Source organism: Microbulbifer maximicatervae (SeqCode) (assembly GCF_052468095.1).
The window spans coordinates 246,358-261,155 of record NZ_CP174332.1; the positions used below are offsets into that span (position 1 = coordinate 246,358).

Annotated in this window: 14 protein-coding genes; 11 read left to right on the plus strand and 3 right to left on the minus strand. The window is 50.7% G+C overall.

From position 1 onward, the window contains the following. Window positions 1–74 precede the first annotated feature (74 nt). Window positions 75–995, plus strand: coding sequence for a glycosyltransferase family 2 protein (locus ACJJIL_RS01130; RefSeq protein WP_445360995.1), 921 nt, complete (start codon window positions 75–77; stop codon window positions 993–995). Window positions 996–1,098: 103 nt separating this feature from the next. After that, on the plus strand, window positions 1,099–2,424 hold the full coding sequence (waaA, locus tag ACJJIL_RS01135) for a lipid IV(A) 3-deoxy-D-manno-octulosonic acid transferase (RefSeq protein ID WP_445360996.1): 1,326 nt from the start codon (window positions 1,099–1,101) through the stop codon (window positions 2,422–2,424). Between the two features lie 14 nt (window positions 2,425–2,438). Here waaA and ACJJIL_RS01140 read toward each other — a convergent pair whose 3' ends face one another. Continuing rightward, window positions 2,439–3,962 carry a TolC family outer membrane protein gene (locus tag ACJJIL_RS01140; protein WP_445360997.1) on the minus strand — a complete coding sequence of 508 codons (1,524 nt, stop codon included), beginning with the start codon at window positions 3,960–3,962 and terminating at the stop codon, window positions 2,439–2,441. 350 nt (window positions 3,963–4,312) lie between these two features. Here ACJJIL_RS01140 and ACJJIL_RS01145 point away from each other — a divergent pair, with 350 nt between their 5' ends. From ACJJIL_RS01145 to ACJJIL_RS01160, 4 genes are all read left to right on the plus strand, one after another. After that, on the plus strand, window positions 4,313–4,966 hold the full coding sequence (locus ACJJIL_RS01145) for a paraquat-inducible protein A (protein WP_444918389.1): 654 nt from the start codon (window positions 4,313–4,315) through the stop codon (window positions 4,964–4,966). 136 nt (window positions 4,967–5,102) lie between these two features. Further along, the gene (locus ACJJIL_RS01150; RefSeq protein ID WP_413663550.1) at window positions 5,103–5,639 is read left to right on the plus strand and encodes a paraquat-inducible protein A; all 537 of its coding nucleotides are present in this window, start codon (window positions 5,103–5,105) and stop codon (window positions 5,637–5,639) included. Then, window positions 5,632–8,016, plus strand: coding sequence for a PqiB family protein (locus tag ACJJIL_RS01155; RefSeq protein WP_444895908.1), 2,385 nt, complete (start codon window positions 5,632–5,634; stop codon window positions 8,014–8,016). The genes ACJJIL_RS01150 and ACJJIL_RS01155 overlap by 8 nt, the downstream gene beginning before the upstream one ends. A 22-nt stretch (window positions 8,017–8,038) precedes the next feature. Further along, entirely contained in the window at window positions 8,039–8,590 is a 552-nt protein-coding gene (locus ACJJIL_RS01160; protein WP_444958796.1) for a DUF4136 domain-containing protein, read from the plus strand. A 69-nt stretch (window positions 8,591–8,659) separates the two neighbouring features. Here the strand turns inward: ACJJIL_RS01160 and ACJJIL_RS01165 are convergent, their stop codons facing one another. Beyond that, window positions 8,660–9,712, minus strand: coding sequence for a glycosyltransferase (locus ACJJIL_RS01165; protein WP_444892191.1), 1,053 nt, complete (start codon window positions 9,710–9,712; stop codon window positions 8,660–8,662). Window positions 9,713–9,749: 37 nt separating this feature from the next. Then, complete coding sequence (locus tag ACJJIL_RS01170) at window positions 9,750–10,790, minus strand: glycosyltransferase family protein (RefSeq protein ID WP_444892190.1); 1,041 nt, start codon at window positions 10,788–10,790, stop codon at window positions 9,750–9,752. 146 nt (window positions 10,791–10,936) lie between these two features. Here ACJJIL_RS01170 and ACJJIL_RS01175 point away from each other — a divergent pair, with 146 nt between their 5' ends. The 5 genes from ACJJIL_RS01175 (at window position 10,937) to ACJJIL_RS01195 (ending at window position 14,789) form a co-directional block, all read left to right on the plus strand. Continuing rightward, complete coding sequence (locus ACJJIL_RS01175) at window positions 10,937–11,599, plus strand: NUDIX domain-containing protein (protein ID WP_445360998.1); 663 nt, start codon at window positions 10,937–10,939, stop codon at window positions 11,597–11,599. A gap of 87 nt (window positions 11,600–11,686) precedes the next feature. Continuing rightward, window positions 11,687–12,208, plus strand: a complete 522-nt coding sequence (locus ACJJIL_RS01180) for a DUF1249 domain-containing protein (RefSeq protein ID WP_413663544.1) — start codon at window positions 11,687–11,689, stop codon at window positions 12,206–12,208. Between the two features lie 41 nt (window positions 12,209–12,249). Further along, window positions 12,250–13,074 (plus strand): 3',5'-cyclic-AMP phosphodiesterase, encoded by an 825-nt coding sequence (cpdA, locus tag ACJJIL_RS01185; RefSeq protein WP_444892187.1) that lies wholly within the window; start codon window positions 12,250–12,252, stop codon window positions 13,072–13,074. A 344-nt stretch (window positions 13,075–13,418) separates the two neighbouring features. Beyond that, window positions 13,419–14,093, plus strand: a complete 675-nt coding sequence (locus ACJJIL_RS01190) for a hypothetical protein (RefSeq protein WP_445360999.1) — start codon at window positions 13,419–13,421, stop codon at window positions 14,091–14,093. 102 nt (window positions 14,094–14,195) lie between these two features. Next, the gene (locus ACJJIL_RS01195; protein WP_445361000.1) at window positions 14,196–14,789 is read left to right on the plus strand and encodes a YqiA/YcfP family alpha/beta fold hydrolase; all 594 of its coding nucleotides are present in this window, start codon (window positions 14,196–14,198) and stop codon (window positions 14,787–14,789) included. The last annotated feature ends 9 nt before the right edge of the window (window positions 14,790–14,798 follow it).

A 14,798-nucleotide genomic window follows, 5' to 3' on the forward strand; every position in this document is an offset into this window, starting at 1 on the left:
TAGGCTGATTCTTTTTTAACCCAGCTCACAAAGCTTATATCCGATTTGTCCTTGGCCGTAATCTGGAGTTTACATTGCACCCCTTGTTAGTGATCTGTATTTGTACTTATCAGAGACCAGAGCGGCTTCGCAGTTCTCTGCAAAGCTTGGCCAAGCTCCAGCTACCTTCAGGCTTAAATGTGGCTGCACTGGTTGTCGATAATGATTCGGACACTCAGGCTGGCAGAGAAGTTGTGGAGGAGTTGTCAAGAAGTTTTCCCTTCCCTCTCAACTGTGCTGTAGAAGAGCGGCGGGGAATCCCCTGTGCACGCAATCGCTGTATTGATGAACTGGATAATATGGAAGCTGACTATCTAGTTTTCATTGATGATGATGAGTGGGTCGAGCCCGATTGGTTAATCCAGCTATATGATTACGCGCAGAAGCTGGGGGGCAGTAGCGTGGTTTGTGGCAGTGTTGTTCGGCGTTGGCCGGATTCTGTACCTGCCTATTATTCACGTATTTTTTATCGGCAGAAACGAAAGACTGGAGAGGAGCTCAACTACTGTGCGACTAGCAATGTGTTAATACCGATGAGCAGTATTCGCTCGTTAGGTCTGAGGTTTAATGAGCAGGATCCTCTTGGTGCCGGTACAGATGTGATTTTTTTCACAGAGTTTAAGGCCAAGGGCGGAAAGATTGTCTACTGCCTGGAGGCGAGGGTTTACGAGGCTGTACCGGAGAGTCGCGCCAATATGCGCTGGTTGTCGCGTAGAAAATTCTCCGCTGGTATCACTCTAGCAAAGCATAAACTTGCCAAAGGTCGCGGGCATACGAGTATATTTGTATCTGCTCTGGGACAACTTTTGATCTCCAGCATAGGCTGTATTTTAGGATTGATTTTCGGTGGAAAGCGCTTGGGTTCTGGGCCTTGGCTCCGCGCCTGCCGTTCAGCCGGCATGGCTTGTGGTGTTTTTGGGGTGCGCTCTGAGTTTTACCGGGTGGTCGATCACTAATGACCTGAGGCCTTCCTTACGGGGGTGTTTTACCTGGAAGAGATAACCGTCATCATTGCACTTTCTTTGGTGGCAATATTGATCTTTAGGTGATCCCTGCTTCATGCAAATATTTTATTCCTGGCTCTTCCGCCTGTTTTTACCTGTTGTCCTTTTACGTCTCTGGTGGAGAGGGCGTAGTCAGCCGGCCTATCGGTTGCGTTTAAGAGAGCGTCTGGGTCAGGTTCCAAAAAGGCACAGCCGTGCACCGTTAATCTGGGTCCATTCTGTATCTGTAGGGGAGACCCTAGCCGCGGTACCAGTGATCTCTAAATTGGCTGCGCGGCATACAGACTGGCAGTGGCTGGTAACGACTACAACTCCAACCGGGTCTGAGCGGGTGAAGGAAGCCCTGCAGCCAATTCTTGGTGGCCGCTTACTTCACTATTACCTCCCCTATGATCTCCCTGAATGCCTGGTGCCATTTCTCAATGCGCTTAGCCCGAGTGCATTGGTGATTATAGAGACTGAGCTTTGGCCCAACCTACTCAAGCTCTGCTCGAGCAGGAAGATCCCAATTTTATTGGCCAATGCACGTCTCAGTGAAAAATCTGCACGAGGTTACGGGCGTTTTCCCTCTTTGAGTCGAACAATGTTGAGTAACCTGGATCGTGTTGTTGCGCAATACCCTGCGGATATGCAGCGGTTTATCGATTTGGGATTACCAGCGGATAGAGCAGTAGCCAACGGCAATATCAAGTTTGACCTCAGTATTGATATGGGACTGGCTAGTGAAGCCCAGGCGCTGGCGCACCAGTGGCAGGGGGAGTCTTCCAGGCCTATATGGCTGGCGGCTAGTACCCATGTGGGTGAAGATGAGGTGGTCTTGGAAGCTTTCTCTATTTTAAAGAAAGAATATAGAGACCTATTACTCGTGCTGGTGCCCAGGCATCCCCAGCGTTTTGATAGTGTTGCTCGCTTGTGTCGGGAGCGTGGCTTTGCCCTGGTTCGAAGGAGTGAAGGCACAGCCGTTAAAGCTAGTGATGAGGTTATTCTGGGAGACACCATGGGGGAGTTGCTGCGCTTCTATGGGGCCAGTGATATTGCTTTTGTGGGAGGTAGCCTGGCCTCTGTTGGTGGCCATAACATGATTGAACCCGCTGCTTGGGGTGTACCAGTTATTTCCGGTCCCCACCTGCATAACTTCGCTACTGTATCCAGTTTGTTACAGGAGGCTGGAGCCATGGTTGTAGTCGAAGACAGTAAATCGATGGCTTCACAGGTTCAGGTTTGGCTGGAAGATGTGGGGCAGAGGAAAGCCGCCGGTCAGAGAGGGAAAAAAGTAGCTTCAGAAAATAGTGGTGCTTTGCAGCGCTTACTGGGCGAGGTGGAGCAGCTGGCTACACAAAATGAAGACCAGAGAGAGAATAAAAATCCTGCTCTCTGGTAGATGCGTATAGGCAGTTACTTCGAAGGTGCTGGAAGGCTAGTGCCCCCAGTTTCCTCCACGCGAGAGACGTTACTTGCAGGGTTCAGCATCATATCCAGATCCTGAAGGTCTTTAGGGGATAAGAGTCCTGCAGCCTGCTTCAAGCTCAGTGAATTTAGAATGTAGTCATAGAGGGAGTTGGCATAATCGGTTTGCGACTGGAACAGTGTGCGCTGTGCCAGCAGTACATCGACAATATTTCGGGTGCCTACTTCATATCCTGCTTGGGTGGCATCCAGGGCGCTTTTAGCAGAGACAACGGCTTGCTCACGGGCGGACACTCGGGATACATCCGTGACTACGGCGCGGTGTAGGGTGCGGGTGGTTTGTATGGTATCTCTTTCTGTCAGGACGCTTAAGTCTTGAGCCTGGAAGGCTTGGTTTCTAGCCTGGCGACGGTTGGCACTGAGGAGACCACCGGTGAAGATTGGCATGCTTACCGTAATGCCAGCTCTGGTTTCCCACTGATCAATATCCTGGGGGTATCGGATAAACTGACTGCCAGTGATATCGCTGTAACGATTCTTTTCACGGCCATCCTGAGTGAATTTAGAGTAGGATAGTGAGCCGGTGACGGTGGGGAGGTGCTCGCTGGCTTCGGCGCGTGCGTTGTAACGGGCTGCATCGGCTCCCAGACGCGCGGCTTTTAAGACAAAGTTATTTGCCAAGGCAAAATCAACCCAATCGGCGCGATCGGATGGTACAGGAGGAGTTACCTTAAAGTCGGCTACTAACGGTGCCACTTCATCATGATAACCACCGGTCAGTACAGACAGAGCGTCAAAGTTGCTGAGCAAATCATCCTGAGCAGTGAGGCGACGGGCAACAGAGCTGTCATAGGCCGCTTGGGAGTCGTAGACGTCGGTAATCGCTGTGAGTCCCACCTCAAAGCGTTGCTGCGTCTGTTCCAGCTGTTTTGCTAGCGCCTGCTCTTCAGCAATTGCAGCTTCGAGGACATCGTAAGCGCGCAATACGTCAAAATATGCGGTGGCAACACGAATCATCATTCCCTGTTGATTGGCACTAAATTCTGCTGTTGCTTGCTCGGTGAGTCGCTTTCCTTGCTGGAAATCGAACCAGGCTGGAGCATCAAAAATTGCTTGGCTTAAGGTGGCTGCGTAGGTCCTCTCTTGAAGCGAGCTAGTAGTTCTGGAGCGGAAATCCACTAACTGGATATCCTCCTCTTCACCCTCTTCACTAAGATCCAATAACTGAGCTGAATTACGGGCAGAATCAGAGTGATCTCTGAAGGCCTGGTAGGTGGCCTCTACCTGAGGAAGCAGGAATGCACGGAACTGATATTTAGCCTCGATACCCGCGTGGTAAGCAGCGCGATCTGCAGCCAACTCGGGATCATTCTCCAGGGCCTGTGTATAGATATCCCACAGGGTGTCGGCTTGCGCCTGCATGGCGCCCAGGCCCAGCAGCGTAGCGGCGATTAGTTTTTTCAGCGGACGCAACTTGCGGCCTTGCGGCTCTGTGCGGTTACTTCTTTTCATCTGTTTCGACTTCCTGTGGAGGGTACGGTCTTCAAGCTTTTGCAAGTTATTTGGAGCTGATGTCATGTAGTGGGGATATAGAGGGCTCCAGCTTGCGGTTATTACTAATATTGCCAGTCTCCCCAATAGCAGTCGCGAGAGTTTACCCGGGGTCAAACCGACCGTCGAGACGGCAATCGGCTTTTTGCTATATCTTCGTTAAACCGACATCTATGTGCGTTTATCGGTAATTTTTTGGCAATAACACGGGCCCATTGAATAAGGTTGAGGGCCTATATTTCAATAGACGCGCCTCATAAGCATTTGGATGCGGCAAAAATTGTGCAGAATAAGGCAAGGACTGACTGTCCATGAATGAGGAGCGCAACGCAGTGCTGACCGATTGGCAGAGGGTCTGTCACGAATGCGATCTACTTTTAACCGGCGGCTTGGCGCCTCCGGGACAAAAGCTAATTTGCCCCCGATGTCGCTGTACTTTGCATCGCAATGGCAATCATAGTATTTACTACACACTGGCTCTCAGTCTAACCGGCCTATTACTGTTTATTCCCTCTGTCAGCTTGCCATTACTCGACTTTTCCCTGTTCTCATTTGGTGCAGAAAGTACATTGCTTAATGGCGTTTACTCTCTTTTCAAGGCGGGGTTTATTTGGCTCTCGGCACTGGTGCTTTTCTGTAGCGTTCTGGCTCCGGTAGGTAAATTTGCCCTGTTGTTATTTATTTGTTGGGGCAGTGCTTGGGCCTGGCTTGACCGGCCGGTATCCAATGCTGTTCGTTTTTACCAGCACTTAAAAGAGTGGGGCATGCTCGATGTCTATATGCTCGGAATTTTGGTAGCCCTGATTAAATTACGGGACTTGGGCAAGATGGAGGTAGAACCTGGTCTGTACTGTTTTGGTGCCATGATGCTACTGGCAAATCTCTCTTCCCTGAGTTTTGACCAAACAGCAATTTGGCACCGCTTAGCACAGCGTCGTGCGCTTAAGGGACAAGCTTGTGAATAGCGTACCAAATAAAGGTTTAAAAAAAGGCTTAACCAGCTGCCTGGGCTGTCATCAATTAATTATTCTTCCCCAAAATGGTCGTTGCCGATGTCCGCGCTGTGGAGCGAGAGTACACAGCAGAATCGAAGGAAGCTTAATGTTAACTTGGGCTCTGACGATTACTGGCACTTTATTGCTTTTACCTGCCAATGTGCTACCGATAATGACGGTAGTTTATTTAGGTGCCGGTGATCCCAGCACTATCATTAGCGGGGTCATGCAACTCTATAACTCGGGAATGTGGGGAATAGCTTTAATTGTCTTTGTTGCCAGTATTGCAGTTCCTGTGATGAAGCTACTGGGATTGGGATTGCTCCTGATCCAAATTCAGTTGCGCCTGTCCTTCGACCCCATTCAGTCCATGAAAATATATCGAGTAGTTTCCGGCATCGGGCGCTGGTCACTCTTAGACTTATTTATGATTTCAATTTTGGTGTCGCTAGTGGATATGGGATTTATTTCCCAGGTAACTGCTGGAGCTGGTGCGACAGCTTTTGCCTCTGTGGTAGTGGTAACCATGTTGGCGGCACGAACTTTCGATTCCCGTTTAATTTGGGATGCCTATGACGGAGATTTATATGAGTCTGCAGTAGAGCCAGAAACGGCTCATAGGAGCGCCGCAGAAAATGGCTGATGAGCTGCCCCCGCAGGATACGAGTGATGCGTCTCGCTTGGATGGAGGCGCTCAGCGGGGAGTAGTGCGCGCAAGCAGGGGGTTACCCCTAGTGTGGATTTTACCTTTGATCGCGGGGCTGATTGCTCTCTGGTTGCTCTATCAGGATTTGTCAGAGGGAGACGTTAAAGCCACTATTTTATTTCATTCTGGCGACGGCCTGGTAAAAGGAAAAACGGTGGTCAAATATTCCGGGGTCGATATTGGTATGGTCCAGGATGTGCGCCTTGTACCTAATGCGAAAGAGCTGAATGGAGCCGATGGCGTTCTGGCCGAAGTTAGTTTAAATCGCAGTGCAGAATATTTATTGGTAGAGGGCACTGAGTTTTGGGTAGTAAAACCCGAGTTATCTATTACCGGAATTAGCGGCTTGGAAACACTACTTTCTGGCAATTATATTGCCGTTGAATCAGGTAGTGGTAAGCGCAAACGCAACTTTGTTGCCCTGGATCAGCCTCCTGCATTTATCCGTGGGGATGGCTTGCGTGTTGTTTTGCAGTCCCGTCGTTTGGGCTCTTTAAGTCGTGGATCACCAGTATATTATCGTCAGCTGCGAGTTGGTCAGGTAGCGGATTACCGTTTGGATCGAAACGGAACTGAAGTCAGTATCGAATTATTTATTCGTCGGGAATATGCCTATCTGGTTCATCGGGGCAGCCGCTTTTGGAATAGTTCAGGGATCTCTATTGAAGGCGGTATTAGCGGTATCAGTGTCAATTTAGAATCCCTGGCAGCACTTTTTGCCGGGGGCGTAAGTTTTTATACCCCGGAAAATCAACGTCAGTCTCCACTCGCTGTAAATGGCAGTGAGTTTGAGTTATATAAAAATTTTGCCGCAGCAGATGCGGGAATTCCAGTGACGTTAAATTTCGATCAGGGGGTGAATGTTACTCCGGATTCTACGAAGGTTTACTACCAGGGCATACAGGTAGGGGAAGTCAGTGGGACCAAGGCAAACCGCCGTTTGAATGGTATGGAAGTCAAAGTTCTGATGGATCCGACAACGGATGAATTGCTCACCGAAAATACACGTTTTTGGCTAGCCCCCCCGACCTTCGACTTTACTGGCGGACTAAACGATTTAATCCAAGGTAATCGCATAGAAGTAGATTTGCGCAAAGGACAGCGCTCCCAGCGCAATTTCACTGCGCGAACCTCTGCGCCACCGATGGACCCCCGTGTGCCGGGGCTGCATTTACGCCTCACTTCACGCAATCCCGGGTCTTTGCAGCGGGGCGCGCCGGTTTATTTTCGCCGTATAGAGGTAGGAAAAGTCCAGGGAATGGAATTGCGTAGGGATGGCGAGGGGGTAGAGGTTTATGTGGTGATAGAGCCCCGCTATGCCCACTTTGTGCAGGAAGGCGTTCGGTTCTGGAATGTGAGCGGATTGCGGGCAACAGCAAGCTTGACCGAGGGGGTGGAAGTGGAGGCAGATTCTCTGATGTCACTCCTGCGTGGCGGTATCGCCTTTGGCATACGCCGGGAAGACCTTGGAAAAGGCGGGCAGGCAAAAAATGGAGACCAGTTCCCTCTTTTCAGCAGTCGGGAAGCGGCTATGGAGGGGGGAATACAAATTCAAGTCAGCCTTGTCAGTGCCGAGGGGCTGAGAGTTGGAGCACCGTTGCGCTACCGTGGGGTACAAGTTGGAGAGATTACTCGCCTGAGACTCGATCGCTCTTTGGGCGAGGTGTGGGCCAGGGCCAAGCTTTATCATCGCGGAGAGCAGTTTGCTCGGGAGGGCACACGTATATGGGTGGTTTCCCCGCAAATTAGCATCGATAAGATTGCCCATCTGGATACCCTGATTACAGGGCGCTACCTGGCGCTTGAGCCTGGCTTAGGAGATCCACAGACAAAGTTTTACGCTTTGGAACAGGCACCGGAAGAGGATCTTGCAGAAACTTTTACTCGCCCTGGACTGGGAATTATCCTGGATGCTGCGAGGCGTGGATCTCTGGTAGCAGGGAGTCCGGTTTATTATCGCCAGGTAAAAGTGGGAGAGGTTACAGGTTTTTCCTTGGGGGAGTATGCTGATCGAGTGTATATCTATGTTCATATCGAACCCCAATACCAGCCCCTGGTGCGAGAGCACACGGTGTTTTGGAATGCCAGTGGCGTCGATGTGAATTTCGGTCTGAAAAGTGGGCTTAATATCAACACAGAATCGGCTCAGGCCCTGTTGCAGGGGGGGATCGCATTTGCCACGCCAGAAGCCCCTTTTATGGGATTTGAAGTGGAGTCGGGCAGCCATTTCCCTCTCTACCCGAAAGCTGAACCCAAGTGGTATACCTGGAGTCCTAAGATAGAACTTTACGGCACGGTCGAACCAGTAAAATAAGTACGGGAATGTAGGAGTTTTTATGCGCTATTTATTAACAGGCTTGCTGAGTATCTTGCTATTGGCGGGTTGCCAGGAGATACAGGTTGAAAAAGCCGCTACAGGGGAGCCACCGGTTGCCTTTGCCACGTATAAATGGGGGGTAGCGCCGTTGAGTGGCTCAGAAGATGCCTCTGCCCAGCTGGTGGAGTTGGATGAAGAAATGCGGGATACCGTTGCCGCAGAGTTACAGCAACGAGGATATCGCCAAGTCTCCCAGGACCAGGATGCAGATATGGTGGTGGATTACCAGGTTGCGGTAGTCGATGAGTTTTTCTCCGGTGATACCCGGGACCCCAGCTGGGACAAACAGTTTGATAGCAATGCTCCACAGGATGTAGTGGAACTACCGCCCCTGACAGATGCCCCCTTGGTGATTATGAGTGTGGGTATTGGGCGCCCGGGCGGGGCTGTGATTTGGGGGGGGAGAGCCAGCGAATTGTTAACACGCCCCGATAGTATTGAGCAGCGTCAACGACTGATCGCCAATGGGGTTAGCGCTCTTTTGCGGGATTTGCCTCCGGCTTATCAATAAGCACGATTTGACACGAAACGAAAAATACGATTTAGCAGCCACCGGGTTAAAGGTGGCTGCTATTCACAATTAGCGCCCTTTCTTCATCAGGTTTTCATATAGATCGATATAGGAGTCGACGATAACCTGTTTCGCATATGTTGTTGCGTACTCCTCGGCCGCATTTTCGATCAGGCTTTGGCGCAATTCCGGCGACTCGATAACGGACTTCATGGCTTTGGCCAGTTCATCGGCATTATCGATAGGGGTAATCAGACCGGTTTTGCCATTGGTAATCACTTCTCCAGGGCCCTGAGAGTCTGTCGCTACTATAGGGCAGCGATGGGCCCAGGACTCCATCACAATAGAGCCCAGGCCCTCATGTCGAGAAGGGCACACGAACATATCCGCAGTGCGCATCAACGTGGTGACATCGTTGCGCCAACCCAGGAAGCGAACCCGCTCTTCCAGGCCGAGTTGATGGCACAGGGATTTCAATTTACTCTCTTCGGGACCGCTACCGGCGAGCCACAAAGTGGCATTGGGAACCTGGGTGAGTGAATGCAGGAGGGTGTCGAACCCTTTATTGATATGCAGGCGGCCTGCAGCCAGGATCAGGGGCCGGTCTTCCGGAGTATTGAAGCTGTTTCTAGGCAGCGGATTAACTGGTGTCTCATCGGCAAAATTGGGGATATGGAAAATTTTATCCTTGGGGATGCCTCCGTCCCTTAAATGCTGGCAGATACCTTTGCTGATGCCGATCCAATAATCTGCGTGACGGTAATACTTCAGGTTGTAATAGTGCCCTAGGCGGCTTACCAATCGGTATTTTTCAGAGTTGGGGGTGATTGAAGTGGCACGTCCCATCCAAGTCATCACGATATCCGGTTGCCATTGGTTCAGGGCATCTCGGTATTTTTTTCGGCCGAGAAAATCCAGCTTGCCACCAAATTTAAAACCTTCGGTTTCAACACTGTTGCTACGCAGTGCCTGTACCCGGTGATCGTGGTTGCGAATAAACGCTTTTTCTGTAATTTCGCTGCGGGGATTTAATCCACTGACGAGACGCACAAAGAAATTCTCAGCACCACCGTGCTCAGCACCGGCGAGTATCTGTGCGACTCGAATTGGGTTATTACTCATAATCTATTGCATCTGATCGAATAGAGTGGGCGTAACACTACCTGAGTGTGCCATCCAGATTGATATCTTGAGCCCAAGCATAGTCGTGGCTAAAAGGCTGTAAGCTTGTGGCTTCGACAATGTACTGAGCGTAGAGCTTCGAGTTCATTTCATTGTGGAAAAACTCCCTGGCCCGTGCGGCCCAGGCGCGTCGCTTGGCATCGTCACCGTTAAATTCGCGGATTTTTTCTAATAGGTCCTGCTCATCGGAGAAATAAACGACGCTCTCAGCAGGCAACAAGTCGTCAAAATGTAATTTATCACTGGTGAACTGCAAAATACCGTTGCCCGCCAACTGCGCCATGCGTGCTGAGGAGTACCAGTAATGGGTATCTTGGCGATTGAAATTCAGTCCCATTTTGGTTTGAGATAGAGCGTGGTCGTAGTCGCGGCCCCAAACGGGAGCCTCGCCGAAGCTGCCATAGGTTTTAAAGTTCAGCGAATCCCCCAAGGCATCTTTCAGGTTTTTAACCATTTGCAGACGCTTGGTGAAATTATTGCTGTTACTGCAGAAAAGCAGGTCGATGGCTAAATCTGTGCGTTCAGCGTTATTGAGGTTTTCAATCGAGGGTTCAACTGGGTTCGGCATGTGATAAACACGAGCACCAAAGCCCTCAAATATTTTCAGTTCTCTTCGCCCGGTGGATACAAAAACTGCATCGGCGACTTCTGCGCGGTATTTGATTCGCTCGACATTGCTGGGAACAAAGAGGGGATCATTATTGCAGTGAGCGATAAAGCAATTGGGCAGGCGTTGCTTAATGGCCTTCAGGGTGTCGTTAGTGATCATATCGCAGTGGCCTGCGATGATCAGGTCTGGCTCAAAGGCCTCGACAGTTTCCATCAAGCGTCGGTTCGCCTTTTTTACACCCAGGTCGCGAATACCAAAGGGTGCCTCAAATGCGGCGATATCGCGGTCGCTGAACACTTGGGTGTAGTGGTCATTTTTAATCAGGCCGAAGGTGAGCTTTTGTGCCCAGCTAACCCTTGTCTTGCCATAGCGCCGTAGCTGCTGATAGGCGATATTCAGCACTCTCATGTTGTGTACTCTCGAAATTCAACACGGAAACCCGGATAGCCTCTGCAGTCAGCGGCTGGTACGGTGGGCGCAGAGTATAACAGCTGGTACCCCGGTCTTGTCGCGGAAGCAGCGCGGCAAAACCGAAACCTAGGGAAAGACGAACCATGCCACAAGATAACAGTCGAACTGATTTAAACCCGGAGTTCACCGCTGATTCGGTAGACATAATTTCCAGGGAAACCGTGTTTAAGGGATTTTTCACTATGGTGCGCCTGCGATTGCGCCACCGCTTGTTTCGCGGGGGTTGGAGCAATGAAATAGAGCGGGAACTGTTTCAGCGCGGAGAGGCCGTTGGAGTCTTACTTTACGATCCTGTCAGGGACCTGTTGGCACTTACCGAGCAATTCCGCACTGGTGCCCTGGGGCGCCCAGCAGGGCCTTGGTGTCTTGAAGTGGTAGCCGGTATGGTGGAGAAAGGGGAGAGTCTGGAGGATGTAGCGCGCAGAGAGGTGTTGGAAGAGTCTGGATGTACTGTGGACGCCCTGCATTTTATCCACAGTTATATCCCCAGCCCAGGGGGCAGCTCGGAGCGGATACATCTGTATTGTGCCCTGGTAGATTTGGAGCAGGCCGAGGGCGTATTCGGCTTGGCTGAGGAAAATGAGGATATCCGTTTGCGGGTATTCCCGAGGCAGAACGTCGTAGATGCGATGCGGGGGAATTACGGCCCGGGAGAAAACCCGATAGACAATGCCACCACACTGATTTCGGTGCAGTGGCTAGAGTTAAATCGGAAGCAGTTTACTCATATGACGCCACCCTCCTGAGCGGTCACAGCTCTTTGCGCTACTTTACCCGCACAAAAGGTAAACTGAGATGTAAGTCACGGCGGCAAATGAATTGGAGTGTTGATAATGGCTCTAGTACGTGAGGTAGGTGCGCGCCAGCGCAGGCAGATGAAAATGTCGCCAAATGGCAACGGTAAAGCAGTATATCGCGTCGATTTACCGTCTTATCATGCCGACTGCGACGCTAACTACCTACGTCTACTGAGGCTGCTACCTGAGCTTTCAGAGAGAGAGCAATGGTGCTATCAAATCCCTGGTGGCAGCTTAAAGCTGAGAGTGGTAGCGAGATCCAGGTACACCACAGAAGTGTCACTGGACGCAGAGGTAAATCTCAGTGAAAGCCACTGGCTGGCATCTCCCAACCTGACCGCTCGTCTCTATCACGATGCGCGGATGGCAGAGGTGATAGCAGTTAATGGCTGTGGACCGGTAGGTGGTAAAGGAGTGGATATCGCTTACCCAAATTCCCGTATGCAGCGCGCAGATGAGAGGCCTCAGGCCAACCGTTTTCTCGGTGAGTGGCTTGAGTACTGTCTTGCAAATGGTCGCGCAGAATTTCAATTAGTGCTGGATGGCCGAAAAATTTAATTCTGCGGTAGAACACATGGATGTGATTACAAGGTGAGCAAGTGATTCGCGAGCACAATGAGCCTAGCAGGTCCGATAAGACCAATTCATATCGTCTGATCCAAATAACAGACCCACACATTGGCAGCCGGCCGGATTATCAACTACTGGGTTTGGATACCGGTCATACTTTGGATGAGGTACTGTCCGCAATCGTTTCCAGGCAGCAGGCAGCGCAGCTGCTGGTGGCGACAGGAGATATTAGCGCGAATGGGGCCGAGGCCTCTTACCGCCGGTTTCTTCAGAAAATGCGCAGGGTGCAGAAACCTTGGTATTGGCTACCGGGGAATCACGACTTAAGCTCTCGTATGAAACAGCTGGCCCCACAACGCTGTACAGAAGTGGTTGCCCTAGGAAATTGGCGCCTCTTGCTTCTCGATACCAGTGTTGAAAACCAGATATGTGGCGGTCTCAGCGAAGCTCAGCTTGAGCGTTTGCAGCTGCTGCTTTGGGAAACCCGGGAACACCCGGTAATGATCATGATGCACCACCAGCCGGTACAGGTGGGTAGTAAGTGGATTGATGGCCATATGCTGCGCGATGGACGTGAGCAACTCTTGCAAATGGTATCCAAAGCGCCCCAAGTCAAAGCGCTCGTGTGGGGCCATGTACACCAGCAGTTTGATAATCATGAGGGTCGGGTCGGCTTACATGCGACACCTTCCACATCTGTACAATTTACTCCGGGTAGTGGGCCTTTTGCTGTAGACGACGAGATGCCGGGATATCGTTGGTTCGATTTATATGATGACGGTAGCTATAAAACCGGGGTCGAACGGGTTGAGGTTTCAAAATACTCTGTCGATTTTGCATCTTCCGGCTACTGAGTCACTTCTCCTTGAGGTGTGCCTGCTTTTTTGAAGTCCCACTTTGTGGGATTTCTATCGTTTTATTTGAGAGTTTCTAGCTCGCCTTTATTTGTAAAGCCTCCCTTTACGAACTTACCATTATCTTTTTTGTCTTCTGACCGTACAATGAAATTTCCCCAGACTTATGATCATTGATGATATTTGTTTAATGGGGCATACCAGAATCAATAGTAGTATTTGACAGTTGATAAAATACGCTAATAGGTACTGGGGTTTTATTTGCGCTACTGCCCCTCATTTCATGCGTATTTTGCAGCTACTCCGTCCGCTAAGTGGATAACATCGGGAAGTGAGGAATAATAATGAACAGAATATTTGTTTTACCGCTCATTGGCTTGGCGTTATTAGTCGGTGCCTGTGCTCATGATCCCAGTAAGGTGGGGGACTCAAAGTTGGCTGAACAGGAGGATAGCCAAGGTTTGGTTCCCAGATCCAGCTCGCTGGATGAAGTTGCCGCAGCCTTTGCTTTTGATATGAGCGGCTCCAAAGTGTTTATTGCCCCTGTGCAAATTGACTACACCAAGCGTTTTTCTTCGTTGCCGCGCACCCGCTACAGAGAGAAAGATTACGAGCTGGATGATAGGGACCTACAGCAGATGAATGCACTGTTGGTCAAAACGTTTGCCGAGAAGTTTCTCGAACCGCGTAACAGCGTGGTAGCAGAGGAGCAGGAAGAGGCAGATTACACATTGTCCTTATCCCTGGAGAAATTTTCGGTAGCTGCGCCACTGGACCCCTCTCCCTGGATCTGGCGCGTCTACACCGAGCAGAGTGCCTATGGGGTACTGGTTGGAACTCTTTATGATCGAGAGGGCAATGCAGTGATGCGCTTCCGGGATCGCCGCGATATCGGTGAGAACTTTGGTGCCTATGGCCCGGGTGGGCGCATGGAGCGCTTTACCAGTGTTACTTTCTGGTCTGATATGCGTGTAGATATGGGGCGGGCCTTTGCCAGTTTGAATCGCACATTGCTGTGATTCCCACACGGTTTGAGGCTTCTGGTTACATAGCGCCCCCGATTGACGATATGGGCGCTATAATCACCGCCTATGCAAACTAATGATCTTCAGGGAAGGCCGGTGCTGATATATCTGCACGGCTTCCTTTCATCACCACAGTCCTTCAAATGCCAGTTGATGCGAGAACGGCTCCAGGCCCAATACCCGCATGTTACCTTCTGTGCACCGCAGATTCCTCCCTATACAGAGGAGGCGCAGAAATCGTTGGTGGCTCTTGTGGAGGATCTCCTTCGGCAGTCAGATAGGGGACCCATTGGATTGGTGGGGAGTTCTATGGGGGGCTTTTGGTGCACTTACCTTGGTGAGCGCTTCCGATTGCCCGCTGTACTGATAAATCCCGCAGTGCGCCCCGCGCGCTTTATTCCAGCCTATGTGGGGAAGGTTTTAAAACCCTATAGCGGTGAAGAAGAGGAATTCCGTCTTACCCTGGTTGATGTAGATGCCATGCAGCGGGTACAGGATAAATTGGAGAAGCCGTTGCAGAGTTGCTACTGGTTACTCGCCCAGCGCGGGGATGAAGTTCTGGATTATCGCGATGCGCAGGATTTCTACCAAGGACAACGCCAGACCATTGAAGACGGTGGCGATCATAGTTTCCAGGAGTTCGCACGCTATTGCGACCCTATCACCGAATTTCTATTTAACGAGCAGTAATCAATAAGA

What these genes read in the sequence shown, in the direction of transcription:
- ACJJIL_RS01190 (WP_445360999.1), top strand. Translation starts at nt 13,419, where the DNA reads ATGAACAGAATATTTGTTTTACCGCTCATTGGCTTGGCGTTATTAGTC.
- ACJJIL_RS01145 (WP_444918389.1), top strand. Translation starts at nt 4,313, where the DNA reads ATGAATGAGGAGCGCAACGCAGTGCTGACCGATTGGCAGAGGGTCTGT.
- ACJJIL_RS01160 (WP_444958796.1), top strand. Translation starts at nt 8,039, where the DNA reads ATGCGCTATTTATTAACAGGCTTGCTGAGTATCTTGCTATTGGCGGGT.
- ACJJIL_RS01180 (WP_413663544.1), top strand. Translation starts at nt 11,687, where the DNA reads ATGGCTCTAGTACGTGAGGTAGGTGCGCGCCAGCGCAGGCAGATGAAA.
- ACJJIL_RS01165 (WP_444892191.1), bottom strand. Translation starts at nt 9,712, where the DNA reads ATGAGTAATAACCCAATTCGAGTCGCACAGATACTCGCCGGTGCTGAG.
- ACJJIL_RS01155 (WP_444895908.1), top strand. Translation starts at nt 5,632, where the DNA reads ATGGCTGATGAGCTGCCCCCGCAGGATACGAGTGATGCGTCTCGCTTG.
- ACJJIL_RS01170 (WP_444892190.1), bottom strand. Translation starts at nt 10,790, where the DNA reads ATGAGAGTGCTGAATATCGCCTATCAGCAGCTACGGCGCTATGGCAAG.
- ACJJIL_RS01150 (WP_413663550.1), top strand. Translation starts at nt 5,103, where the DNA reads ATGTTAACTTGGGCTCTGACGATTACTGGCACTTTATTGCTTTTACCT.
- ACJJIL_RS01175 (WP_445360998.1), top strand. Translation starts at nt 10,937, where the DNA reads ATGCCACAAGATAACAGTCGAACTGATTTAAACCCGGAGTTCACCGCT.
- ACJJIL_RS01140 (WP_445360997.1), bottom strand. Translation starts at nt 3,962, where the DNA reads ATGAAAAGAAGTAACCGCACAGAGCCGCAAGGCCGCAAGTTGCGTCCG.
- waaA (WP_445360996.1), top strand. Translation starts at nt 1,099, where the DNA reads ATGCAAATATTTTATTCCTGGCTCTTCCGCCTGTTTTTACCTGTTGTC.